This is a genomic window from Strawberry lethal yellows phytoplasma (CPA) str. NZSb11 (assembly GCF_000397185.1).
GTDB classification, from domain to species: Bacteria; Bacillota_I; Bacilli_A; order Acholeplasmatales; family Acholeplasmataceae; genus Phytoplasma; species Phytoplasma australiense.
The window spans coordinates 740,670-767,298 of the sequence record NC_021236.1 but is presented as its reverse complement, the minus strand read 5'-3'; the positions used below and the strand labels follow the sequence as shown (position 1 = coordinate 767,298).

General features: G+C 25.7%; 16 protein-coding genes. 11 read left to right on the top strand and 5 right to left on the bottom strand.

Annotated elements, in window-relative coordinates:
• Positions 1 to 24 precede the first annotated feature (24 nt).
• On the top strand, positions 25 to 1,089 hold the full coding sequence (prfA, locus tag SLY_RS03690) for a peptide chain release factor 1 (protein ID WP_015638223.1): 1,065 nt from the start codon (positions 25 to 27) through the stop codon (positions 1,087 to 1,089).
• Positions 1,082 to 1,648: an L-threonylcarbamoyladenylate synthase gene (locus tag SLY_RS03685; RefSeq protein WP_012358746.1), complete on the top strand. Its 567-nt coding sequence runs from the start codon at positions 1,082 to 1,084 to the stop codon at positions 1,646 to 1,648. Before prfA ends, SLY_RS03685 begins: the two co-directional genes overlap by 8 nt.
• On the opposite strand, the gene holA is transcribed toward SLY_RS03685, so the two are convergent.
• Positions 1,643 to 2,605, bottom strand: coding sequence for a DNA polymerase III subunit delta (gene holA, locus SLY_RS03680; RefSeq protein WP_015638222.1), 963 nt, complete (start codon positions 2,603 to 2,605; stop codon positions 1,643 to 1,645). The two genes, SLY_RS03685 and holA, sit on opposite strands and share 6 nt — an antisense overlap.
• A gap of 1,478 nt (positions 2,606 to 4,083) precedes the next feature.
• Between holA and yihA the strand changes: the two genes are divergently transcribed.
• The 5 genes from yihA to SLY_RS03650 all read left to right on the top strand — a co-directional run bounded on the left by yihA (position 4,084) and on the right by SLY_RS03650 (position 11,773).
• A complete protein-coding gene (gene yihA, locus SLY_RS03670) occupies positions 4,084 to 4,662 on the top strand; it encodes a ribosome biogenesis GTP-binding protein YihA/YsxC (RefSeq protein ID WP_015638221.1) in 579 nt (192 codons plus the stop codon).
• 80 nt (positions 4,663 to 4,742) lie between these two features.
• Positions 4,743 to 7,313, top strand: coding sequence for a valine--tRNA ligase (locus SLY_RS03665; RefSeq protein ID WP_015638220.1), 2,571 nt, complete (start codon positions 4,743 to 4,745; stop codon positions 7,311 to 7,313).
• A gap of 918 nt (positions 7,314 to 8,231) precedes the next feature.
• Positions 8,232 to 8,813: an ECF-type riboflavin transporter substrate-binding protein gene (locus SLY_RS03660; RefSeq protein ID WP_012358741.1), complete on the top strand. Its 582-nt coding sequence runs from the start codon at positions 8,232 to 8,234 to the stop codon at positions 8,811 to 8,813.
• Positions 8,814 to 9,248: 435 nt separating this feature from the next.
• The gene (locus tag SLY_RS03655; RefSeq protein WP_041784379.1) at positions 9,249 to 10,928 is read left to right on the top strand and encodes an ABC transporter ATP-binding protein; all 1,680 of its coding nucleotides are present in this window, start codon (positions 9,249 to 9,251) and stop codon (positions 10,926 to 10,928) included.
• Positions 10,925 to 11,773, top strand: a complete 849-nt coding sequence (locus SLY_RS03650) for an energy-coupling factor transporter transmembrane component T family protein (RefSeq protein WP_012358739.1) — start codon at positions 10,925 to 10,927, stop codon at positions 11,771 to 11,773. Before SLY_RS03655 ends, SLY_RS03650 begins: the two co-directional genes overlap by 4 nt.
• Before the next feature lie 1,064 nt (positions 11,774 to 12,837).
• Here SLY_RS03650 and SLY_RS03645 read toward each other — a convergent pair.
• Together SLY_RS03645 and SLY_RS03640 are read right to left on the bottom strand one after the other, a co-directional pair.
• A complete protein-coding gene (locus SLY_RS03645) occupies positions 12,838 to 15,633 on the bottom strand; it encodes a S1 family peptidase (RefSeq protein WP_235043264.1) in 2,796 nt (931 codons plus the stop codon).
• A 1,809-nt stretch (positions 15,634 to 17,442) separates the two neighbouring features.
• Positions 17,443 to 19,056, bottom strand: coding sequence for an AAA family ATPase (locus SLY_RS03640; protein ID WP_235043263.1), 1,614 nt, complete (start codon positions 19,054 to 19,056; stop codon positions 17,443 to 17,445).
• Between the two features lie 1,045 nt (positions 19,057 to 20,101).
• Here SLY_RS03640 and SLY_RS03635 point away from each other — a divergent pair.
• From SLY_RS03635 to SLY_RS03620, 4 genes are all read left to right on the top strand, one after another.
• Positions 20,102 to 21,355, top strand: a complete 1,254-nt coding sequence (locus SLY_RS03635) for an ABC transporter ATP-binding protein (RefSeq protein ID WP_015638209.1) — start codon at positions 20,102 to 20,104, stop codon at positions 21,353 to 21,355.
• A complete protein-coding gene (locus SLY_RS03630) occupies positions 21,352 to 22,188 on the top strand; it encodes an ABC transporter permease (protein ID WP_041784378.1) in 837 nt (278 codons plus the stop codon). The genes SLY_RS03635 and SLY_RS03630 overlap by 4 nt, the downstream gene beginning before the upstream one ends.
• Positions 22,178 to 22,984, top strand: coding sequence for an ABC transporter permease (locus SLY_RS03625; RefSeq protein WP_012358733.1), 807 nt, complete (start codon positions 22,178 to 22,180; stop codon positions 22,982 to 22,984). Before SLY_RS03630 ends, SLY_RS03625 begins: the two co-directional genes overlap by 11 nt.
• Positions 22,985 to 23,049: 65 nt before the next feature.
• Complete coding sequence (locus SLY_RS03620) at positions 23,050 to 24,165, top strand: extracellular solute-binding protein (RefSeq protein ID WP_235043262.1); 1,116 nt, start codon at positions 23,050 to 23,052, stop codon at positions 24,163 to 24,165.
• Between the two features lie 983 nt (positions 24,166 to 25,148).
• Here the strand turns inward: SLY_RS03620 and SLY_RS03615 are convergent.
• Both SLY_RS03615 and SLY_RS03610 read right to left on the bottom strand, forming a co-directional pair.
• Positions 25,149 to 25,562, bottom strand: coding sequence for a hypothetical protein (locus SLY_RS03615; protein ID WP_015638205.1), 414 nt, complete (start codon positions 25,560 to 25,562; stop codon positions 25,149 to 25,151).
• A 225-nt stretch (positions 25,563 to 25,787) separates the two neighbouring features.
• Positions 25,788 to 26,180, bottom strand: coding sequence for a hypothetical protein (locus tag SLY_RS03610; protein WP_041784377.1), 393 nt, complete (start codon positions 26,178 to 26,180; stop codon positions 25,788 to 25,790).
• Positions 26,181 to 26,629: the final 449 nt, after the last annotated feature.

Sequence of the window (26,629 nt, the reverse complement as noted above, 5' to 3'; positions counted from 1 at the left end):
AAAAAGAGGAGATAAAAGTTAAATATGCTTGCGAGACTTAAAAAAATTCAACAAAAATATCAAAATTTGCAACAAGATTTGCTTCAAAACCAAAGCATATCTAATAAAATTAACATTTTCAAAAATCTCAGCAAATTAGAACCAATAGTAGAACTTTTTCAACAATATTTAACTTTAGAAGAGCAATTAACAAATATTACAAAAGCCCTTAATCAAGATCAAATCGAAGATAAAGAAATTTTGGAATTGGCTCAAAAAGAAAAAGAAACGCTTTCACAACAAAAAAAAGTTCTTTGGAATCAATTACGTATTTTATTGTTGCCTCAAGATCCTGAAGACCAAAAAAACGTGATTTTGGAAATTAAAGGAGCTGTTGGTGGTAATGAAGCCAATCTTTTTGCAGCCGATTTATTAAGAACTTACATGAAATATGCTGAAAGTAAAAAATGGAAAGTAGAAATCCTCAATTTACATCCAAGCATTAAAGGTGGCCTGTCTTCGGTAGAATTATTAATTTCAGGACAAAACATCTACTCTTTTTTAAAATATGAATCAGGAGTTCATCGAGTTCAGCGAGTTCCTGCAACTGAGGTCCAAGGACGAATTCACACTTCAACCGCAATTGTTTTAGTTCTCCCTGAAGCTAAGGGAGTTGAAATTAAAATTGATTGGAATGACATTCGCACAGATACTTTCAACTCAAGTGGACCAGGGGGGCAATCTGTAAACACCACTAAATCAGCTGTTAGACTTTCTCACCTTCCTTCAGGCATCAGTGTCGCTTGTCAAGAAGGAAAAAGCCAACATGAAAACAAAGAAAAAGCCTTCACTTTGCTAAAAGCTCGCATTTATAATCAAATATTAAATGCCAAACAAGAAGCAGAAAATAAACATCGCAAAAGTTTAGTGGGAACAGGTGACCGAAGTGAAAAAATCAGAACTTATAATTATCCTCAAAACCGCATTACAGACCATCGAATTGGACTTACTTTGCAAAAATTAGACATCATTATGGAAGGCAAATTAGATTTTATCATTGAACCTTTGATTGATGCCACTCAAAAAGAAAAATTAGTTCAAAGTGAATAATACAAAACCACTCAAAAACATCATCATTTTTCCCACAGATACAGTTTATGGGATGGGAGTTTCTTTATATGACGAAAAAGGACTAAAAGAAATTTATCAATTGAAAAAAAGATCTTTGCAAAAAAACATTATTGTTTTATGTTCTTCTTTAAAAGAGGCTCAAACTTTAGTTAAGTTTAATGAAATAAGTTATCAATTAGCCACTAAGTTTTTTCCAGGACCTTTAACTTTAATTTTGAAAACCCAAACTAGTTATTTGAAAAAAACAGGACAAAAAACTTTAGGAATCAGAATTCCCAATCATCCTTTGGCTTTGTCTCTTTTAAAAAAATATGGTCCTTTAAAAACCACTTCTGTTAACGAAAGTGGCAAAGAACCTTTAAATTATTACAATACTATTTATCAAATGTATAATAATAAAGTTGGCTTCATTTATCCTAATGATTATCCAATTTTGAAAGTGGCTTCTACTATTGTTGATGCAACCACTAATAAATTGATTGTTTTAAGACAAGGAAGCATTAGTGAAGCAGAAATTAAAAAAATTGCAAAATTATGATAATGGCAAAATATTTTTACCTAAGAAAAAGAATTCCAAACCGGTATCTAGATTGATAGAACCTATTTTGGATTGATATTCTAATTCTATTAAAGTCAAAAAAGAAGCTTGTAAAAATTGAGTGTTTTTAAAAACTTGGACTTCCTTAGTTAAAAGGAACGCTTTTGCAGGAGAACATTTAAGAATTTGGGAGATTTTTTCTTGATTATAATTTTGTTTAACCATATTTTTTACTAATAATAAAGCTTTAATTTTGTTAGTTAATTGATATAATATTTGGAAAGCGTTGTTTTTGTGCTTTTTGAATTTTTGATACAATTCATAAGCCCCAATTCGATTATTATTTAAAAAAAGGTTAATTAAATGAAAAAGGTTGTCTTCTGTTTGAAAAAAATTTAATTTTTCAACTAATGGATAAGTGATTGTTTTTTCTTCCAGTTGACATAATTTTAATTTTTTGATTTCTTGGTGAAGAAAAAAAAGATTATAATTTGTTTCTTTTAATAAATGATAAATAGCTTTTTTTTCTATTTGAAAACCTTCTTTTTCAAATGATTCTGCAACATAAGTAAAAAAATCGTTTTTTTCCAAAGACACAATTGTTTCACAAGAACAATATTTTTGAAACAATTGAAAATTTTCGTTATTTTCAAGTCCGTTTTCTACAAAAAAATATAAAGAAATCTTAGGAGATGGGTTTTGAAAGTAAGAATTTAAAAAAGTTAATTCTTTTTTTTTCTTTTGTAACAAAATTTCGCTTTGATCAACAATAATTACTTTATGCAAAAGTGGAATAACTTTTAGTTCTTTTTCTAAATCACTATCAGCATCTTTTTGCATTCGATAATGAACGACATCCAAAGATTGATTTTGAAAAGTGATGATTAGTATTTTAATTTTTTGTTCAAGAAAAAACCTTTGTTTTCCTGAAATTAAATATATGTTATTTTTTGACATTTACTCAAACTCATTTTTCTAGTTTTTTGAAACATTAATCTATTACTATTAATTATTTTATCAAATAAGAGAGTCAACGAATGCAATTATTTAATTTACTATAAGAAAATTTTGATTAAAGTCATAAAAAACGACTAATTAAAAAGTCAGGGTATCAATCTTTAAGTTTTCATTATTTAAATTTTGAAAAAAGTTCAATTTAAAACAAATCCCAAAAAAAGATTTCTTTTAGTTGTTTGTAAATAATATTTTTAGAAACATAAGTATTTATTATTTTATTTTGGAAATGAAAATTATTTGAAAAAATACATATCAAAACATAATTTTATTATTTTATCAAAAATTAATTCAGTTGATGTAGTCCCTAACTTATAGATATTTTAACTTTTCAAAAAATCTTGAAGATTAAAAAAATAATTTTCCAATTTGGTCTAAAAAAAATTTATAAAAACCATTAAGGGCATAAATTACAAAAATACCAAACAGTAAATATTTGATACACATAAAAAACCTTCAATCAACAAAAGATAAAAAAACAAAAAAACCTAAACAATGCTTTGAATAACGAAATAACCAAAAAAAATCAAAATATGACATGATGACATGAGTCTAAATTGTTTTTGTTTTGAGTGGTTGATGTAAATAAAAAATATCATTCGATAATTTTTAGTTTTGGTGCTTTTAAGTTTGTGATCTTTTAAGGTTCATTTGTTTAATTTATGAAAAAAATTAAATACCTAAACAAGTAAAAAAATCAAAGAAACCTGAATACTACCCTAAAAGCAAACAAATTTTGGTTCATCATTATATTTAATCCCCACAAAGGCCAAGAAATCAACAAAAACTATTACAGACGAAAGAAACTAGGAATAACAAGATGCAAGGTTTGACTAATCCACAAAAATGGATTAGCTATATATATTACAATCTTAATTTTGTTAATTGTACTAAAATGATGTAAATAAAATAATTAAATCAAATACAATAAATGAAATTACAAAATCAGCAAAAAATGGATTATTTTATTTAATGCAGAACTTTTTTAATTGGAAGATTGTATTTAATTTCAATATTTTTTTAAGTTTCAAGCCAAAAATTAAGATAAAAGTTTCCGCAAAAAAATAGTAAAAGTTTTTAAAAAATAACCAAAAAAAATTGAGTCAAAACTTCCATTTATTTTTACAAAAACTTAAATTTTTAATTTATTATAAAAAAATTTAAAAGTTTTATATGAATCGAGTCATAAAAAAGACTCATGAAAAAGGAATTGATGAAGAAATTTGAAATATTTAATTTTATGTAGCAAACAGCTCGCAGTTTCAAAAAAACAAATCCTTTTTTTCAAAAACAACCGAAAAAAAACAACCGAAAAAGTAAAAATAAAATTAATAATGAATACGATAAAAAAAATTTATAAATGTTTTAAAACCAACTGTAAAATTAATCAAATTAGCCAAAAATAAAAAAGGAAAAAGCATATGATTCAAAAAGCAAATTTTATTCGCAGCATTGAAAACATCAAGGACCAACCTTTAGAAAATTATCCAGAAATCATTTTAATGGGTAGAAGTAATGTTGGAAAAAGTTCTTTTATCAATGCTTTAACTCAAAGAAAAAAATTAGCCAAAACTTCGCAAACTCCAGGAAAAACAATAACTTTAAATTATTATTATGTCAATGACTCATTTTATTTAATTGATACTCCAGGTTATGGTTATTCCAAAAGAAGCAAAAGTATTCAAAAGCAATTTTTACCAATGATTATATCTTTTCTGGAACAAAGTAATTGTTTAAAGGCGATATTTCAGCTAATTGATTTTAAAATAGGGCCGACTCAAGAAGACGATAGAATTCATCAAGCTCTTCTTAAAGCACAATTTGAAGTAATTATCGTATTTGTTAAAAAAGATCAAGTAAAAAAAACCACTCAACCAAACCAATTAAAAAAATTAATCAATCATTTTACTAATATTAAACGTTTTTTTTTAGTATCTTCGGCGAAAAAAGAAGGATTTAAAGATTTAACAGATTTTCTTCTTTCTTTAGTCACAAATTAAATTATAGAATTTTTTTATTCTTTTTTTGAAAATTCAAAACAAAAATATAAATATTAAAAAAATAAAAAAGGGATACTTTTATGAAAAAGAAATATGATTTTAAAGAAGTCGAATCTCAAAGATATCAAGAATGGTTATCCAAAAATTATTTTGCATCTGTTTCTACTAGTCGCAAAAAAAGTTTTACTGTTGTAATCCCGCCCCCAAATGTAACAGGCAAACTCCATTTAGGACACGCTTGGAACAATGTCATCCAAGATATTCTTATCCGTTTCAAAAAAATGCAAGGGTTTGAAGTTCTATTTCTTCCAGGAATGGACCACGCAGGAATTGCCACACAAAAAAAAGTAAAAGAACACTTAAAAAAAGAAAATCTTTTAAATAAAGACTTAGATAAAGCCACTTTTTTAAAATATGCTTGGGAGTGGAAAGAAAAATTTGCCACAAACATTCGCAACCAATGGAAAGCTTTAGGCCTGCATTTAGATTATAATTTCGAAAAGTTTACTCTTGATCCTGATTTAAGTAAAACAGTTCAAGATGTTTTTATTAAATTATACCACCAAGGCCTTATTTACCGTGATTATAAAATTATTAATTGGGACCCCGAAAGCAAAACGGCTTTGTCCAATGTAGAAGTTAATTATCAAGAAACCGAAGGAAAATTATATTATCTTAAATATTTTTTCGCACAACCTCACCAAAATCAAAAAACCTCTTTTTTGGAAGTTGCAACCACGAGACCCGAAACTATTTTTGCTGACCAAGCCTTAATTGTGCATCCTGATGATTTGCGTTATCAGTCTTTTATTGGAAAAAAAGTTTTGATTCCTGAAACTAATATCCAAATTCCTGTTCTTAGTGATACTTATGTGGATCCACAATTTGGTACAGGAGTTGTAAAAGTCACCCCCGGACATGATATCAACGATTTTGAAATCGGCCAAAGAAAGCAATTAAAATCTTTACTTTGCATGAATGAAGACGGAACTTTAAATGAATTGGCTGGAAAATATCAAGGATTAAACCGCTTTGTATGTCGAAAAAATTTAGTTAAAGACTTAGAAAAAAAACAAATAATCACTAAAATTGAAAATCATCTACATCAAGTAGGTTATTCTAGCATATCAGGGGCTATCATCGAACCGCGACTATCTTTGCAATGGTTTTTAAAAACCAAAGATATTGCCCAAGAAGCATTAAAAAAAAATAAAATTAATTTTTATCCTCAACGTTTTTTAAAAGTTTTTAATAATTGGTTAGAAAACATTGAAGATTGGTGCATTTCGCGTCAATTATGGTGGGGACACCCTATTCCTATTTGGTATAAAAATCAAGAAATTAAAGCGCAATCAGAAAGCCCTGGGGAGGGTTGGGTTTGTGATTGTGATGTTTTGGATACGTGGTTTTCTTCCTCTTTATGGCCTTTAAGTACTTTAGGTTGGCCGAATAAAAAGAGTTTTTTTAACAAACGTTTTCCAGCGGATGTTTTGGTAACAGGTTACGATATTTTGACTTTTTGGGTTTCTAAAATGGTTTTACAAAGTAGTTTTTTAACTCAAAAAGATCCTTTTAAAGATGTTTTGTTACATGGCTTAATTAGAGATAACGAAGGCCAAAAAATGTCTAAGTCCAAAGGCAATGGCGTTGATCCTTTAGATATAATTAATAAATATGGCGTTGATGCTTTGCGGTTTTTTTTAATCACAAGTGCCGCTCCTGGATTGGATTTATTATATGATGAAATCAAAGTTAAAAATGCTTGGAATTTTATTAATAAATTATGGAATATCACACGTTTTATTAAACTCAACACTAATACAACATTAGATTGTTTTGAAGTTGATAAATTGTCTTTGCCACAAACAGCTCTTTTAACTCAATTAGCTTCCACTACTGAAAAAATTACTCAATTATATCAAAAATATGAATTAAAAGAAATTGGACAAATATTATATCAATTTGTTTGGGAAAACTTTGCTAATTGGCATTTAGAATTTGTTAAAAATGATTTAGATAATTACAAAAATGATCTTAATACACAATTTTTTTTAGTTTATGTAATGAAATATATTCTACAATTGCTCCATCCTTTTATCCCCTTTGTCACCGATGCTCTTTATTTTTATTTTGATAACAAAACAAATATAACTCAAACCTTGTTATCGAAAGTCGTTAGTGTAAATAAGCAACAAGATTTACAAGATTTCGAAGATTTAAAACAATTAATTATTAAAATGCGCCAATTTAGAAACGAACATAAAATCGATAGTCAATTTTTATTAGATATGGAATTAGAAGTGGTTTCTGATCCAAAAAATTACCTTAATTTAGAAAATGCGTTAAAAAAGTTTTTTTACGCCAAAAATTTTAAAATAACTAATAAAGTAACAGATCCTTATAAAACCCTTTTATTTTTAGGAAAAAAATTTAATCTTTATATTGATAAAAAAGTTTTGCAAAGTTTTCATGAAGCTAATTTTTTAAAACAAAAACAATTTCTTTTATCAGAAATAAAAAGAAGCGAAAAGATTTTAAAAAATCCGTTATTTTTAACTAAAGCCTCGCCGCAAAAAGTCGCTCTTGAAAAAAAGAAATATCAAACATACCGCAAGCAATATCAAAAACTCTTAGACAACGAAAATTCTTAATTAATTGAATATATAAAAAAATAAATTAATTTTACCAAAAACTTATAGATGGTTTTTTGGTTGAATTAATTTTGTTTTTGTTAGTTTGAAAAGATATGTTATTATCTATTTATTTTAGTTTTCAAGAATATTTTTTTAAAACAAAAAATATCTAAAAATTGGGTCCCCATTTTTTCTAAAAATGTTTTTAGAAAAGAATGAAAATATCCATGATTTTGATCACAAAAAAAGACCAACCAAAAAGTTGGTCCTAAATTTTTTTTTCAAAAAGAAAAAAGTTGTATAGTATTTTCGAACAGTTCAAACTCGAAAAAAATAATTACAAAGAACGTGAAACAGGCAATATGGCCTAAATACAATCATCAAACAAAAGTAAAACACCAAAAATCATAAATTACCTAAACAACAGTTTTTTACAAATAATTAACTAGATAAAATAAAAAACTTCAAATCCATAATATGGCATAATTTTTAAAAAATGCATTCTTTTGTCATTTTTTGGAAAAATTTACATATCTCTGAATTTAGCAAAACATAAAAAAATAGATAAGTTTTTTAAAATTGGGTAACTGTTAAAAAAATTAATAACTTTTTGAATCAATAAAATAAATATTTTTTTATCAGTTAATTTAAGAAATTAGAATCGACCAAAACACTCAAATACTCCAAATAATAAAAACTGGCAAATATTTTTTTAAAAAAAATAAAAAGATTAAAATACTTGAATAACTTATTAAATTATTAATAAAAAAATAACTCACAAAAATAAGTTTTAAAGCTTAAAAAAAAAATTAATTATTTGATTTGCGAAAAGTAAGGCACGATATTTTTTGGAAAAACAACTGAAAAATTAAAATATATTTGTTGCCTTAATTTTTGCTTATCGAAAAAAAATATTAAATTAAAGAAAAGAAAAAAATGAAAAAAAATACTTCTATTAAACAAACTGTTACCATTGCCATCAATACTGCTATTTATGTTATTTTAAGTTGTTTTGCATCCATTCCTATCGGTCCTAATGTTGTTTTGGAAACTTCTTTTTCTTTTTTAGTTTTTGTAGCAGTTTTATTCGGGTCTAAAGTTGGTTTGAGTGTGGGTTTGCTAGGTCATATTATTAAAGATTTTTTTCTTTTTGGCAATGTTTATTTTAATTGGATTGTTTGTTCTGGTCTACTTGGTTTTCTTTTTGGTTTATCAAAAAATTTAATTAATTTAAAATATCATTCTTTTACTCGGAAAAAAATTCTTTTCTTTTGGCTATATCAAGTTTTTGTTAATGTTTTGGTGTTTGGCCTGATTGCTCCTATTTCTGATGTTTGGATTTATGCACAACCCTTGAAATTGGTTTTTTTGCAAGGTTTTTTGGTAGTTTTATCTAATATTTTATCTTATAGTTTATTTGGTATTTTCTTGATGTCAAAATATTCTAATAATTATGGTAAAAAAGAAGTGTTGGCTTCAAATAATTGTGTGTATTACAAAAAGCCACCACTTTTTTAATTGTTAGTAATTCATTTGAACTCATTTTTAAAAATATACTTTCTTTCAAGACAAAAAAGCTTTAAAATTTTTACAAACAACTCAAATAACAAAACAATTACTATTTATTTTCAATTCCAAACAGCAAACTCAAAAACATTAATTTTTTAAAAAACAAAAATTAAAATAAATACAAAACAAATCATTTTTGAAAATTTTTGTAATTAAAAAAAGAAAAAAATACCGACTTTATTCCTTAATAAAATCAAAATTAAAATAAATAGTTAGCTTTTTTTGAATTCCAAAAGTCATTTATATCTATGAACTTTATAACATGATAATATATATTCTTTTATCTCAAAAAGATTGAAATCATTTTTACAATTAATCAAATAATTATTATTGCAACTTTTTTTATGTCCAACTAATTTCAAGATTATACAAAGAAAGGAATTCATGAAAAAACCATTAATTATTTTTCAAAATTTTAGTTTTCAATATTATAATCAAAACAAAAATACTTTAAAAAAACTTAACATAACTATTTATGAAGGCGAAAAAGTCTTAATTGTTGGCAAAAGTGGCAGTGGTAAATCAACTTTTCTTAAATGCATTAACGGTTTAATTCCTCATAGTTATCCCGGAAAAATAACAGGAAGTGCTATAATTCAAAACAAAAATTTAGCAAAAACTAATATTTTTGATTTATCTTTGAACATAGGAACCATAATGCAAGATGCAGACAATCAATTCGTAGGGTTAACTGTAGCAGAAGATATCGCTTTTGCTTTAGAAAACGATAATCTAAGTCATCAAAAAATAGTTCAAAAAGTGAATCAATGGGCAGATAAATTAAATTTACAGCCTTTTTTGCATCATCAAATTCAGGATTTATCTGAAGGAGAAAAAAAATTAGTTGCCATGGCTGGCGTTTTGATTTATAACCCTTCCATTTTATTGTTTGATGAATCTTTAACAAACCTAGATGCAACAGGGCGTAAAAAAATAATTGACTTAATTGAAAAACTTCATCAAAAAAATAAAAATACTATTTTAATGATTGAGCATTATCTAGATGATATATTAACTGATTCTTTTGATCGAGTTATAGTTTTTGATGATGGCAAAATTATTGCTGATATGACCGCAGAACAAATCATTGAAAAACAAATCCTCATTCAGCAAGGAATTCAAGAACCTTTTTATATCAAAATTTTAAGAAATTCCAAGATTGATTTAACTAAAATAAATTTTTTATGCAACCTTAATAAAATTAATATAGCAAGTTTTTCTGAAGAATTAATTAATTCCTCTAAAACAAAATTAAATATTCCTTTGTCATTTTTAGATAATAAAAAAAAATTATTAGAACTTAAAAACATTTTTTATCAGTCAACAGAAAAAAAAGATAATCTTTTAAATGACATTTCTTTAACTTTGTGGACCGGTCAAATGATAAGCATTGTTGGTCCTAATGGTTGTGGCAAAAGTCTTTTAGGAAAAATGATTGCTGGTTTGTTAAAACCTCACAAAGGGCAAGTATCTTTAAAAGACAAAAAGATTGCAATTGGTTTTGTTTCTCAAAATCCTGACCACATGCTTTTTCAAAACACTGTTTTTGAAGAAATAGCTTTGGGCTTAAGATTGCAAAAACTTTCTTCAAAAGAAATAGATCAACAAGTAAAAACCATTTTAGATATTTGTGGTTTAACTCCTTTTGCTTTTTTTCCCATCACTACCCTTAGTTTTGGACAGAAAAAAAGAGTTGCTATTGCTGCTATTTTAGTTTTAAAACCGGAAATAATTATTTTAGATGAACCCACGGCAGGACAAGATTTTTATCATTATACCAAAATAATGGCTTATTTAAAAAAATTAAGCAAAGAAGGGGCTACTGTCATTATTATTACTCACGACATTTCCTTAATTTTGGAATACACTCAAACAACTTTGGTTTTAAATAAAGGAAAAATGATTGTAAGCATAAATCCCATTTCTCTTTTAACTGATAATTTATTAATAAAAAAATCAAACTTAAAAGATCATGCTTTCTTGTTTTTCTTGAATAAATTACAAATGCAACCACAAACAAAAACCAATTTTATGAAATATATCAAGGAACATTGTTTTAAATGAATCAAAATTTTATTTTTAAATATCAAAAACAAAAAAATTTTATTTACCAAATTCAAGGAGCCACTAAATTATTTTTTTTGCTTTTGGTTTCAATTGCTTGCATGTTGATTTATAATATTTGGTTTTTGCTTGGCATGTCCGTTTTCAATTCTTTTTTATTTTTGTGTGCGCAAATTAAATGGAGGCAAGTGGAAAAAATAATTAAAGGTTTTTTGCTTTTCTTGTTGATTAACAACCTTATTATTTTTTTATTTTTTAGGAAACAAGGAATAGAAATATATCAATCTCAAACTTGGATTTTGAAAAATTTTATTACCCAAGAACAAATTTTTTATCAAATAAATTTGATTTTAAAATATTTGTCCGTTATTCCTTTATTTTTGATTTTTATTTTCACCACAAACCCCAGTGAATTAGCAGCTAGTTTAAACAAATGGGGAATTAGTTATAAAATTAGTTATTCTTTAGCTTTGACTTTACGTTATATTCCTGCAATTAAAAAAGATTTTGAAAATATTTCTTTAACACAACAAACTCGTCTGTTGCCTGCATCTCCAAAAGGTAATTTTATCAGCAAAATTGTTTCAAAAATCAAAAAACTTACCCTTATTATTCCTTCTTTAATTTTTGTGAATTTAGATAAAATTGAGATTATTGGTAATGCTATGGAATTAAGACGTTTTGGAAAAAACAAAAAAAGAACTTGGTATTATCAAACAAAATTAACTTTTTTAGATGTATTAACAATTTTTTTAGGAGTTCATTTATTATTTTTAAGTATTTTTTTATTGATGGAATACGGAAGATTTTATTATCCTTTTGTCAAAAAAACCCCTTCAAATTAGAAAAGGGGGTTATTTAAAATCAACTTGTTTTACAAATGATTTTTGTTATTTTGAGAATCCAAAATAGGAAAAATGACGAAAGATAATTTTTTTAAATTTCAAAAAGTAAAAAAAGACAGGCTTAATAGTTAGTATTGAAAAATTTTTAAAAAGAAAAGCATCCTAATTATTTCATCAACCCACTTTTGCTTCTTATATATTGGAGGGGTAAAAATATATCTCATGCATTTACAAAATTATGAAAAAACTTATGACATTTTTTAGTTTAATTAATTTGTTTTGTTGGTTTGCAAAGATATGAAATTATCTATTTATTGTAGTTTTAAAGAATAATTTTTAAAAAGAAAAAGTATCATAATTATTTCATCAACCCAGAAATTTTCACAAAAACTCTAAATGTTTTCATGGATATGCTCCTGAAAAGTGGGGTTATTGAATAAAAAAATAGTATTTTTGCAAACAACCATTAACATAGTCTTAGTTTTTTGTTGAATACAATCTTTAAAAAATAATGTTAAATAAAATGATTCAACCTACTTATGAATAAATAAAGTCCTTAAAAATTTGGGTTTTTAAATAACAAAATAATATTTTTTCAAACTGCTTGTAAACGTAGTTTGGTTTTTTTGTTTTTTTATAGGAACAGTTAAGAAAAAAAAGATTAAAAGAAAAAAATAGATATTTTGAAAAAACGTAGTTAAAAAAACAAAAGAAAAAATATAAAAAAGCAAATATAATATTTTCACTTAAATAAAAAAACAAAAACTTTTAAAAACTAAACAAAGCTTTTATCAAATTAATTTTTTTAAATCCATCAAAACCACATCCAAGTTAAAATTTTTTTACTTACTTCTCAAAACTAAAGCCAAATTCAAAAAGTTATATACCCAAACAAACTAAAAACAATTTTTTAAAAAATGAACAAGGATTTTATCAAGCAAAAAAAGAAGTAAAAAAGGAAATTAAAATGAAAATAAGCAACGGCAAAAAAAATTATTTAAATTATTTTGGTTTCAAACCCAAAAAAAATAATTATTTTGGTTAGTTTTTGTTTGCAGTTTTTTTTACAAATAATATTTCCCTTTTTTTTCGTTTTGATAATCCATGATAGCAAAAACAACAACACATAAAAAAGTCCAAAAGATGAAAATGCAAACTTTAATAAAGTTAACATGACAAAACCATTTAGAAGTGAGATTCATTTTAGGAAAAACAATAAAGGGGAAGTTTTGTTTATCAATTTTTGCAATATCTTTTTTATCACAAACATTAATTAAATTCCCTTGAGAGTTAAAAATAAACCAATTATTATAATGTTCATTATCTTCAGTAATGAAAAATTCTTTTAAAAAAGTTGTGTCTACCATTATTTGAGGGTTTGCGGGATTTATTTCAACCGCTAAATGACTTTGAAAAATATGAGGTGCTAAAGCTTTATCAGAAACATCATTGCAATCACTTATTAAATAAAGGGCCTCTCCTAACAATAAATCTTTTTCATTGAAATTTGTTTCAACTACAGGATAATTATTATCAGAAATAAAAGTAATATAATTAAGATTGTTTATACATATACATTTTCCTTCTTCATCTTGAAGACCATAAGGAGTTTGAAGAGTAATTTTAGTTTCGGGACTAAATAAATTGAAAAAATTGTTTTTTTTGCAAACAACTGTATATAAAAAATTATTGTTTCTGTCATTTAAAACTTCTTTTTTAATTATCACTCCCAAAGAATTGTTGTGGTTATTTTGACACAAAACTAAAGCTTGCAAGATTTCTTTTTTAATAAATGTAATGTCTTTATTTTTAATTAATGTTTGTTTTTGGGATAATTCGTCTTTTTGCTTTTGCAAAAGATTTTCTTTAGATAAATGTTTTATGTTAAAAACCAAAAATAATTTATTAGCATCTTCTCTTTTAATGCGAATAGTTTCTTCATAAATAGGACTAGATTTGTTTGTGTAAGAATAAATTTTGCTTCTTAAAAAATAAATATTTTCTTTAAGCCCTAAACTTATTTCTACAAGATTATTTTTCGACAAAGGAGAGGCAACAAATTGCAACGATTCCAAGCCGTGTAGTTGAATGGTTAAAAAATCATCGAAATCATTTTTATCTGAGCTTTTGAAAGTAATTTTTTTGTCTTTGGAGTTTTCAATAAAAAAATAAAAGTCTTCTAAAGGGATTTGGTGATTTATTTCTTTTTTAAAAACACCTTTTGTTAATTCTTCAATTTTGTCTTTAGTCATTTTATTGTTTTCTTCTTGTAAATCAAAAATTGGAACATTTTTTTTCTTTTTGGCTTCCAATATAGTATAAAATTGTTTTTTAACGTGATTAATATTAATAGATTGGGAAATTCGAATATTTTTATAAAAGCTTTTATTTATGCCTATTAGTTGTCCTTGAGAATTAAAAAGAGGCCCTCCGCTGTTACCAGGGTCTAAAGTCATATCAGAATTAATTTCTCTTTCATTAAAATAAGAAATAATACCTTGTTTGAATAAATTTTGTTTGTATTTTCCTTCTCTTTCTGGCGGCTGCAATTCAAAAAACCATTCAAAAAATGATAAATGTTGAATTTTTTCTTGAAATCCCTTTTGACATCCTAAAGCATAAACAATTTCTCCTTGAGTTATATTTATTTTTGAATCTTCTTCAAAGTCAATATATTTTTCAATATTTTCATCAATGTCTTTGATTGCATTTCTAGTTTTAAAAGTTAAAATGGCGATATCATCATATTCGCGATTATTCCCAATCACAGCAAAAAGTTCTGCCGGAACGTCTTTGAATCCTTTTATTTTGGGATTTGTTAAAGCGATTAAATGTCTGTCATAAGGGTTTTTAATTTTTTTATTCCAAAAACTTTCTATTACATGACGATTTGTTAAAACATAATACTTATTCCCTTCATACTTGTTATCTTCTTTTTTAACAATAATTCCTGTTCCCAAACTAGAACCAGTGTTAATACAAACAGTAATTTTATTTAAGTTTTCTATTAATAATTGGAAGTCTTTTGAATTAGTTTTTGAACCTTCTTGCTTTTGTGGTGTATTTAGTGCAATTTTTTGTTGGTTTTTTCTTTCTTCTAGTTGATTATTTAAGTCTAGAGGAGGAATGACTTTTAAGTATTTTACTCCTTTTTCATTTTTGTTTTGGGCAGGAGCTAAAAAACCTACTAAATCACCTTCTTCTGTGAAAAAAACCGTTTGTTTATTTAAAGAATGATTGCGGCCAAAAACAGGAATTGGCGTGTTTTCATCTTGTTTTAATAAATAATTTTCGCTCACATAACTTTCTTGAAAAACTACTAAAGCATAAGGATTCAAAACAAAAGTTTGCAATCTTTGTCCTTGATAATATTCATTTTTACGAATTGGATTAATTTCGTAATCTTTTTTTGTTTTAAAAAAAAGAATGTCAAAATTATCCCTGAATTTTTCTAATTTTTCTGGCAAAGCATCTTCTTTAATCCATTGTCCTTTTTCGTTATCAATTTTATCCATGAATTGAATTGTAACATTTAAAACGGCGGTATTTTCTTTTGGAAAGGGGGTTGTGTTTTTTGGAGCGAGAACCCAATATTTTTTTAAAAGGTCATCCTCTTCTTTGTCAACAATCACACCTAAAGCCAATTCATTATTAGATGATTTTAAAAGACATAATTTATTTCTATTATTTTTTATTTTTTTGGCTTGTTCTTCTTCTTCTGCTCTTAGTTGAACTTTGAATTGTTTCTTTTGCAATTCTAATTCTTTATTATCTGAAAGATTAGTTTTTAAGTTTATCTTTGATGAAGAAGATAATAAAGAATTGTGATGAGTGCATGTATTTCTAGGGTAATTGATCAACTGAATAAAACCAATAAATAAAAATAAGGATATTCCAAAAAAAAGGACAAATTTGCGATAATAATTAATTCTTTTCAATTTAATCGTTACTCGTTTCTTTATATTTATCATTAATATTTTAACTTAAAAACAGGTTGAATCATATTAAAAAAATTGATTATTGTTCAGAAGTTATTAATATGGTCCTTTAAAAATTAGGGTTTTTAAATAAATAAAATAGTATTTTTGAAACTAAGCTGTTGTAACACTTATGGACGGTTTTTGATTTTCAAAAAATTAAGTAGTTTGGTTTTTATTGTTTTTGTGGAGTTTCTAATTTTATATTGATAAAAATGTGATGAAAAAAAGACTAACTAAAAGTCAGTCTTAATTTATTAATTACTACTAAAAAAATATGATGGAAAAAATAGAAAAACTCATTAAAGCAATAAATACTTTTTTGTTATTTGCGTTTTTTTAAATCTGCTATCGTTATTGAAATTATCTATAATATGACTAAAAATAGCAGCAAAATAAACTTTAATTAATAAAACAGTAGAATAACTAAAGCAAAAAAACGAAAAATGATTTTTGATGCTGAATTTTTCCGTTTATACCATAAAAAGAATAAAAGATAAAATCTGAGTTTCAAAGCAAAAATAAATATATAATTTTGGATTTGGATTTATTTTTCATTCTTTTAACCAGCATTTTACCCAAAAAGTTCTAAACCTAAAAAAAACATTTTTTAATAGCATTAAAAAAATATAGGCCAAAACTCAAAAAACAAAACCCGGATATATATATATATATATTGCAGATGTTAAAAACCATGAGACAAACCGCCACTTGTAAAATGAAATTTTTTTCTCCTGGTAATGGGCGTTACAAAAAAACACGAAAAAAATTTTTGTGTGTTTATCCTTGAAAAAACAACTAAAAGATAGGAAAAATAAAAAAATAATATTGTTGTTCTTAAAGATTTTAATTGTATTAAAATCTAAAAAAAGACAGCTATCAAAAGTCAAAGAAAAATAATTAAAAAAGAATTCATTTTAAGTCTATATTTGAGGGTTTTATCCAAAAAAAAGTATAATTGGGGCCAAAAAAGTTATTCCTTCGGCACCACCATAAAAGATGAAACCATTTTTAATAAAACTAGGGGGATGAATAAGAAAATAATTTCCAAAAGAATATAAAAAGTTCTTAAAAAAATGTGTAGTTATTTTTTTGATAATTTATGAGTTTTTATTTTCTTTTTCATCGGTATAATCGGTATAATTGGATTGAATTGTTATTTATGTTTCCAATAACATTTAACATTAACAGTAAGTGATATTAAAAATTGTTATTATAAGTATAATATTTATACCATCTCTTTTGTTTCGATGAAAGTGTTAAATTTTTACATTATTTACATCAATAAATTAATAATAAAGTCAATTTTTTTCATTATTATTGTAAACGTTAAAATAATAAAAAACTTATAATTTTTATCATCTTTCTTTTTGTCACGCCTTTAAAGTGCCATGCCTACCCCTAGAGCTATTAATTTATCAAAAAATCCAAATAATTTTTCTCCTTTTTGCAACTGTTTTAGTTGTTGCTTTGGCTTTAGTTTGAATAAATTTTAATATTTTGTTTCATCATAACTTTAAAAATAGGCAGGATTTTTTTTGAATCTTCATGCATTTTTTTATACATTACTTAAAAGATTTGGATGCATACCCCACTTTTTTATTTTTCAAGTGAGTTTGAAAGTTTAATTCCTTGAGAAAAAAATTATTTAATTATTTGAATTAAAAAAATGTTATCAAAGTTATTCTTTTGTTAGGATTGTTCTAATTGCAATGTTCCTTGATTTTTATCTATTTTAAGTGTTTTGGGGTATTGAATGCTTTCAAAATCAGTTTTATTTAAAGTTTTTTGTTTTCTTAACTTATTTATTAAATCAGCTTTTTTTTCGGCTTGATTTGGTTCGCTGAAATATCTTAAAATTTCTTTAGCGATTTTATATGATTCTTCAATGATTTTTTGAATTTCTTCGTTTTGATGTTCGTTTTCATTCAAACTAGAAAACCTGTCATCTTGCAACTTCATACCCCATTGAATTACCATGTTTTTGGCAACATTAGAAGCTTTTTGCAAGTCACTACCGCAACCAACACTAATATCTTCCTGAAACGAAATACTTTCTGCCGCTCTTCCACCTAAAGCTACGATAATGTGTTTAATTAAATCTAATTTAGTTGGTAATTTAGTGTCTTTCTCAGGAAAAGAAATAGTATAGCCTCCCGCTTGTCCTCTTGATTTAATACTAAGGCGATGAACTTGAAATCCTAATGCTTTAGCCACAAGAGCATGACCCAATTCGTGGTCAATAACTCTTTGTGAATCTTGTTCCGATCTTTCAGATTTATTTTCGGGACCCATTAAAATTGAATCCATAGCCTCATAAATAATATTTATTTTTTCTCCATCTGATTGTTGAAGCGACAATCTCTTTTTAGCTTCTTTGGTTAAAGCCATAATTTGGGCAGGAGAAAAATGACTTCCATGAATCACTTTAGACAAAGCTTCTAAATCTCCTGGAGAGGTAATAAAAGAAGAAAAAGCTTTTTGCATAAATTCTTTAGTTGTTTTCAAATCAGGTAAACCTAAGTAAATGTGTTTTCCTAAACGACCATCTCTAATTAAAGCTTCATCTAAGGCATCTTTTCTATTGGTAGCAGCAATAATAATAGGTTGGGATTCTTTATCAGAAGAAGAAAAACCATCAATTTCTGCCAACAAAGCATTTAAAGTGGAGTGGTGTTCGATATTTCTATTATCATCTGATCTTTTGCCGCCAATAGCATCGATTTCATCGATGAAAACAAAAAAATAATTTTTATTCTCTACAATAGCGGTATTTTTGGCAGCTTCAAATAAAGATCTCACGCGTAATGCACCAACACCGACGTATTTTTCCACAAAATCAGAACCAGTAGTAATAAAAAAAGGAGCATAATCTTTAACTGATCCTGCTAAACATTTAGCTAAAAAAGTTTTTCCTGTTCCTGGAGGGCCATATAATAAAATCCCTCTTGATAAATTTTGCGATTTATTGGGGGGGGTTTTTACTTCTTCAATGTATTTTTGCAATTCATCCTTAACTTCTTCATAACCAATAAAATCATCAATTGTTTGTTTTTTTCCTATTGGTTTATATTGTTTTTCGGCGGCCCATTTATTGTCTTTTTTTTCTGAAGCTTTTTTGTAATCTTGAACAATGTCAATTAACATTGCAATGAAGCTAATAAGTAAAAAGTTGACAATAATGCTCAAAACACGAGTTGTAATTAATAAATAGTCTGGTCTCTTTTTAGGAAAAAGAGGGAAAACAGGTATTGGTTGTTTTGGTGGTTGCATTTCGTCTTCAAATCTTTCAGGTTCCCATTTCATGAAATTAACATCCTTTTTTTTATAATTTAATAATACGAAAGTGAAAATAATTAATGCCTTAATTTTTAGTTTATAAATACAATTAAAAAGATAAAAAAAATATTTTTTATAAACATCTAACATCTTATATTTTAACAAAATTTAAAAAAATCTACTAAGTAAAATAATTTTTTATGATAATAATTTTGTTTTTTATGATATCTTAACATTAGTAATAAAAAAACTTAAATTTTATTATTTTATTAATTCAGGATGGCGGGGAGGCACGATAAGGGGTTTTAATTGTTGCATCCAGATAAATATATCATTTTTAAAAGGCAAAAGCTTGAAAAACGCTTTCCCAATAAAAAAATGAAAACACATTCCTAAACTAATTTAGCAAATAAAGGACAAACAAGGCAAACTATTAATTGATTGATGAAGGAAAATATAAAAAAATCCAATCAACTTAAAAAATGAATTATTTTACAACTGATATCTCAATAATGATAAATTAGGGATAAAAATTGTTGATAATGTTTATTTGACTAAACTCCAAAATCCTTTCAAGCAAAATTATTTTTTAAAAGCTTAGTATTTTTCTTAAAAGTTTTAATTTGTTTTTAAAAAAAGGGGACGGTTTTGTTCTTAAACCTTCTTGTTTTTCACATTAAAAGAAAAAAAGAAATCAAAAGTGTTCAAAAAATCTTGCGATTATAAAGGTTCAAAAAAAATAAATTTCATTTTGTTTTTAAAAAGAAAGGCAATAAACCTCAAACTTTATTTTTGAAAATCATTTGAAGAGCAAAAAAATAAATAAAAATAAAAAAGTTAATAAGAAATTTTCTAAATCTTGTGATTATAAAGGTTATAAATGAATTAAATTTTGTTTTTTCTGAAATTTAAAAAAATATTTGCTGAATCATTTTCCAAAAAAACCATCAATTTTAGAAAAAAATTAGAAAAAACGAAAAAGATATTCAAAAAAACAAAAAAAGAAAAAAGAAAATGAAATAAAACGACAGAAAAAAATTAATTAATTTTAGAAAAGATAAGGGGGTTTGAGATGAAAACATTAATTACTTTAAAAGATTTAACTAAATTTTTTGATAATCAATTAATTTTGAGAGGGATTAATTTAGAAATCAAACAAAACGAATTTGTTACTTTATTAGGTCCTTCTGGTTGTGGCAAAACTACCATTTTAAGAATTATTGCAGGTTTTGAAAATCCTAGTAGTGGAGAAGTTTTATTTCAACAAAAAAGCATTTTAAATATAGCCGCTCACAAAAGACCAATTAACACTGTTTTTCAAAAATATGCTTTATTTCCTCATTTAAATGTTTTTGAAAACGTTGCTTTTGGCCTCCGCCTCAAAGATTTTAACGCCCCAATTAAAGCTAAATTAGAAAAACTAGAAAAAAATTACCAAAGTGAAATCGAAGAGTTAAACAAAAGTTGGCAAAACGAATTAACTTTTAGCTCCAAAGAAGAAGTCAAAAAAATCAAGTGCAAATTTCAAGCCAAAAAGAAAGCCTTAAAAGAACAATTGCAAAAAAACACAGCTTTACTCAAAAAAAGCTTCATTGATAAAAAAGAAAAAGAAAAAGAAATTCAAAAAGATGTTTTTAAATATTTAAAAATCATGGGTTTGCAAGGGTTGGAAAAAAGAACAATTGAACAATTATCAGGAGGGCAACAACAACGTGTTGCAATCGCGCGTGCTTTAATTAATAAACCTCAAGTTTTGTTATTGGACGAACCTTTATCTAATCTGGATTTAAAGTTGAAACAAGAAATGCAATATGAACTTAAAGAAATCCAAAAAAACGCTGGGATTACTTTTTTATTTGTCACTCACGACCAAGAAGAAGCTTTTACAATGAGTGATAAAGTAGTTGTTATGAATTACGGAGAAATCCAACAAATAGGAACACCGCAAGAAATTTATAACGAACCCGCTAACCGTTTTGTAGCTCAATTTGTGGGAGAATCAAATTTAATTCAAGGGATTATGAAAGCAGATAGTTTAGTTTATTTTGATGGTCAAAATTTTAATTGCGTGGATAAAGGGTTTCGAAAAAATGAAAAAGTTGATATCGTTATTCGACCTGAAGACATTGATATCGTTGGTAAAGGCAAGGGATTAATTACAGGAGTGGTAGAATCTGTTGTTTTCAAAGGAGTACATTGGGAAATTGATGTCAAAACTGCTAAAAGAACTTATACCATTCAAACAACAGACCACGTTAAAATGGATAAAGAAGTGGATATTACTTTTAATCCTGAAGATATTCATGTTATGGAAATTTGGCAATGAACCAAAAAAAAATTTATGATTGCAAAGATAATCAAAAATTATACCGTTTTTTAATTTTTCCTTATTATGTTCTTTTGGTAGGATTAATTTTTGTACCCATGGGATTTATTTTTTTTGATTCTTTTCGCGATACTAACAACCCCCATTCTCTTTTTTCCCAATCTTTAACGTTTGAATATCATAAAGAATTTTTAACTAATCTTTCTTTTTTATATGTTTTATCCAGGTCAATAGCTATCTCTATCATTGTTACTTTTTTACTTTTAATCATTGTTTATCCTTTGGCTTATCTTATATCTCGCCTTAATTACATTTTGCAAACTTTTTTAGTTATTTTAATTAATGGCACAATGTGGATTAATATGATTATCAAAACTCAAGCCTTAGTGCAAATATTGCAATTAATCCAAAACAATTGCCAGATTACTTTATTAGAGACCAATTTTGCAATGATACTAGGGTTAATTTATTTATTTTTGCCTTTTATGTTTTTGCCTGTTTATACTGCAATTGTTAAAATCAATACTCAACACATACAGGCCGCAAAAGACTTAGGGGCGAGCGACTGGCAAGTATTTAAAAAAATTATTTGGCCTTTGTCGTTGCCTGGAGTTATTACAGGGATTTCTTTGGTGTTTTTGCAAGTTGCAACAAATATTGTAGCACCACGTTATTTAGGACCTACCACTCAAATAACTATTGCTGAATTAATTGAAAATAAAACTTTGTTAAGCGGTGAAATTAAGCAAGCTTGTGCGATTGCTATTTACTTATCTTTAGTGATGTTTTTGCTTTTTTACCTTTTTAAAAAAAGGAGTTACAATGAAATCTAATTCTAAAATAAAATTAAAACATATCTTGTATATTGCCATAATTTTAACTTTTATTTATGTTCCAATTGCATCTTTAATTCTTTTTTCTTTTAATAAAAGCGAGGGAAGGGTTGCTTCTTTGGTTAATTGGCAAGGGTTTAGTTGGCAATGGTATCAAAAACTTTTAAGTGATAAAACCATTAAAACATCAATTGCAATTACTTTAAAAATTGCTTTTTTAACTACAATTATATCTACTTTTTTAGGAACTTTTGCAGCTATTAGTTTGGCTCAAAGTTTAAACAAAAAATGGCGAGTTATGATTTTAAATGCAAGCAATTTTTCTATTGTAGTGCCTGAAATTATTACAGCTTTATCTTTGTTTGTGGTGTTTGGGTTCATTCGCTTGGAATCATCTTTTTGGAAAATGCTTTTAGCTCACATTTCTTTTTGCACTCCTTTTGTAGCAATTAGTGTTTATCCAAAAGTTATAAGTCTTGATCCTTATTGCTTTGAAGCGGCTTATGATTTAGGAGCAACTCCTTTTAAAGCTTTAATTAAAGTTATTTTGCCTCAACTCAAAGGAGGTATGTTGGTTGGAGCAACTTTGGCTTTTACTTTGTCTTTTGATGATTTTATTATTTCTTATTTTGTTGGTGGAGCGGAATGCCAAAATATTTCTGCCTATATTTACAGTCTTAAAGGAACGATAAATCCTTCGGTTAATGCCTTATCTACTATTTTAATTAGTTTAACTAGTTTCAAAATTATTTTTGATTTTATAAAACAAAAAAAGATGGTTCATAAACAAAAATGAAGAAATTAAGAAACAAAAGCCTTTTTTATTTTATTATTTGCACGCTTTTTTTAACAATCTTTGTAATGATTTTAATATTTATACAAAATAGGACCAAAAAAAGTGCAATAACTAAAGAATCCAAGCAATTTTTGACCTTGTTTAATTGGGGTGAGTATTTAGATCCTCAAACCATTATTGATTTTGAAGAACAAAATGGAATTGAAGTTAAACAAGTTCTTTTTTCTTCTAACGAACTAGCGATTACAAAAATTAAAAGTGATGATAAATATGATTTGGCCATTTTAAGTGAATATGCAATTGATAAATTAATCCAAGACGAATTAATAGAAGGGATCAATTCTGAAAAATTAGAAAAGAGTAATAACTATAATTGGCAATATAATGACCAATATAAAGAATTCAAAGAAAAATTACCGAAAAGATTTTCTAATTATGCCGTTCCTTATTTTTGGGGCAAAGTAGTTCTTATTTATAACAAACAAAAAATTAATAAAGAAGAAATAACAAAAGAGAGTTTTAAAATTTTGGATAAACCCAATTTAAAAATTGCTTTATGCAATAATCCACGAGATGGATTAATGGTAGGCCTCAAAGCTACCGGGGGAACAATTGAAAAACCCACAGAAAAAGAATTAGAAAATGCTAAAAAATGGTTATTAAAACTTAAAGAAAAAAATCCTAATGTTGCCTTTATTAATGACCAACTTATTGATCGAATGTCGCAAAAAGGTAAAGAATATTATGATGTGGTAGTGGCTTATTCCGGAGACGCTAATTTTTTAAAAGAAAAAAACGATAATTTAGAAGTTTTAGATCCTAAAGAAGGTACTAATGTTTGGGTGGATAGTTTAGTGATGCCTAAAAATTCTTGTAAAGAATTAGCTTATAAATTTATTAATTTTTTAAGAGAAAAAAATAACTATCAAAAAAACTTGGCATATATTAAATATGATTCTCCTTACGAAGACAAAAACAACAAGATTAAAATTAACGAAAATGATCAAATTTATAAATATGATGAAGCTAATCAAAAATTAATTAATACTTACTGGAATGACGTTATTGCTTATCCGAGCAAAAAAGATTATTGGCTTTTTGGCTTTAGTGGATTGATTTTGATTGGTTTAATAATTGCGTTTTTTATGAAAAAAAGAAAAGTTTTTGAATCACAATACTAAACAATACAAAAAAATAATAATTACATGAGTTTTTATGAGGAAGAATATCGTTATTTCTAAAGAAAAAACAAGCCCTTATTTGCAAAAAAATAATTTTTGAAATCATAAAAGAAATAAATTAACAAAATTACATAAAAAAAAAAAAGAGACTTTTGTAGGTCTCTTTTGTTTTTCTGTTTTATTCAGTTTTTCTTTTGTCTTTTGATTATTATTTTATCTTATTTATTTTTTGCCATCGCAAACTAAGTTTCAAAACCAATAAATTTATTAATTTATCCCATTAAGATTTTTTTACAATTCATTATTTTAATTAATAAGTTCAAAAAATTATTTTTTGAAATATAATTTAAAAAAATAAATAAAAAATCAATTCAATAAACTCAAGAATAACAACACTTACAAACGATAAACTTATTTTACAAATAAGCGAAAAATTAAGTTTTAACAAGTATTTTTTTCAATTATTTTCAAACTCATTTTAAAATAATAATTTTGAAGACATAAAATAAAAAAGAGAGAAATTTTGCATTAATAAATGCATTTTATTATTTTTCTCTTGTTTTTTTTTGATTCAAAAATAAAAAAAGAGACTTTTGGTGGGTCTCTTTTTTTGATGATGTTTTGTTATTCATTATAATTAAGTTTTTGAATAAAGGTTCATTTTATCTTAAATATTTACTTAAGATAAAAAAAACTATTTAGAAATTATGAAATTAATATTTTTGTGATTCTCTGTTGCGTTTTTAAGACTTTTTTTGATTTCTTTTTTTGTCATTAATTTTTGCACCTAGTCAAATTTTTTTCTTTTCTTTTCCGACTTTTGATACTAATTATAATTACAACATCAAAAAAACTTTACGTTTGTGAAAAGTTTTTTTTATTTCATTTTGGATAAGTTAGTCTTTAATTTATGTTTAATGTTTAAAAAGGACCAAAAAGGGGGGGGATAATTGTTTTTAATTGTTTTGTTTTTAAAATAATTTTTAGTAATTATAAAAAGGAGCAGAAGGGGCGAAAGGATAATTCTTAGGTTTGTATTCTCCAACTAAAATTAAGATACTCGGAACTAGGGATGGAAGAATTAATATACCTAATATTATTTTTGTAGTAGGACTTGCTTTGCCTTGTAACACCTTGAAAGAAAGTATAATAAGAGTGATAAGAAAAAAATCAAAGAGAACTAGTGGAAGAATAATAAGGGAGAAAATTGTTACAAAAAAGCAAACGGGTATACTCCATATTAGAGTAAAAATGCATCCTATTTGCACTGCAATGTCTGGAATATATGTTTGTTTTACGTTGGGATAATTGTTTGGTTGTTGTCCTGGATATTGTGGATAGTTCTGATTTGGTGGGTATTGATTTGGTTGTCCTTGATATGGACGGTTTTGGTTCATTTTTAATTATTCCTTTTCTTATTTTGATATATCAAAATAAATCATTTAATTTTTTATTATTTAAACAAAAGTGATTATTTCAAAAACAAAACCACTATTATTTGTAATTGTACCATAAACAAAATAAAAAAAACAAGTTTTGCGTATAGTAAAATGAATTTACTAAACTTGAAACTTGTTTTTGGCTTAGAATTTGTTGGTTTTTTCAAAATAATTAATTTTGTTTTAATATCTTGGCGGATATGTAGGTGAATGCGAGGGATTTTGATAAAAACCTTTTTTATCTTTTCTTCCTAAAAAACAAATTAAAGCAGGAATTACCAAACAAGCTACCCAAGAAATTAATGCTGATTTTCTATAATCTTTCTCAAATTTTTCAACAGCCGCGCGATATTTCTTCTTGTTTTCCTCACTCGGATTTGATTCATAATTAACATATTCTGGCATTCTTTTAGCTAAAGATATAAAATATCCATATCTTATAAAGAAAAAAACAAAAATTAAAATTATAAAGCACAATACACGTCCTACAGAAAATTTAATTGAAATATGTGATTTTTTTTCGTTAGGATAATTGTTTGGTTGTTTTCCCTGATATTGTTGATTGTTTTGGTTCATTTTTAATTATTCCTTCCCTTATTTTGATATATCAAAATAAAGCATTTATTTTTTAATAGTGATTATTTTAAAAACAAAACCACTATTAATTATATTCTACATCAAAAAAAACAAGTTTTACGTATAGTAAAATTAATTTGCTAAACTTGTAACTTGTTTTTGACTTGTAATTTATTGATGTTTTTATAATTGCAAAAATTTTAATTTGAAATGAAAAATTAATTATTTTATTTTGTTTATAAATCAATTGAGATACCAAAATATAATAGTTTTTAATAGTTTGAAAAAGAAAAACGAAAAAAATCACAAAAAATTTTGAAAATTAAAAATAACTAATAAATCTTATTTTCATTTATCGCTAATTACTTTTAAAATTGCCCTTTGAAACAATAAATAAAACTTCTTTTTTTGTTTTTTTATGTTATAATTATTTTTTTTTAATATATAAT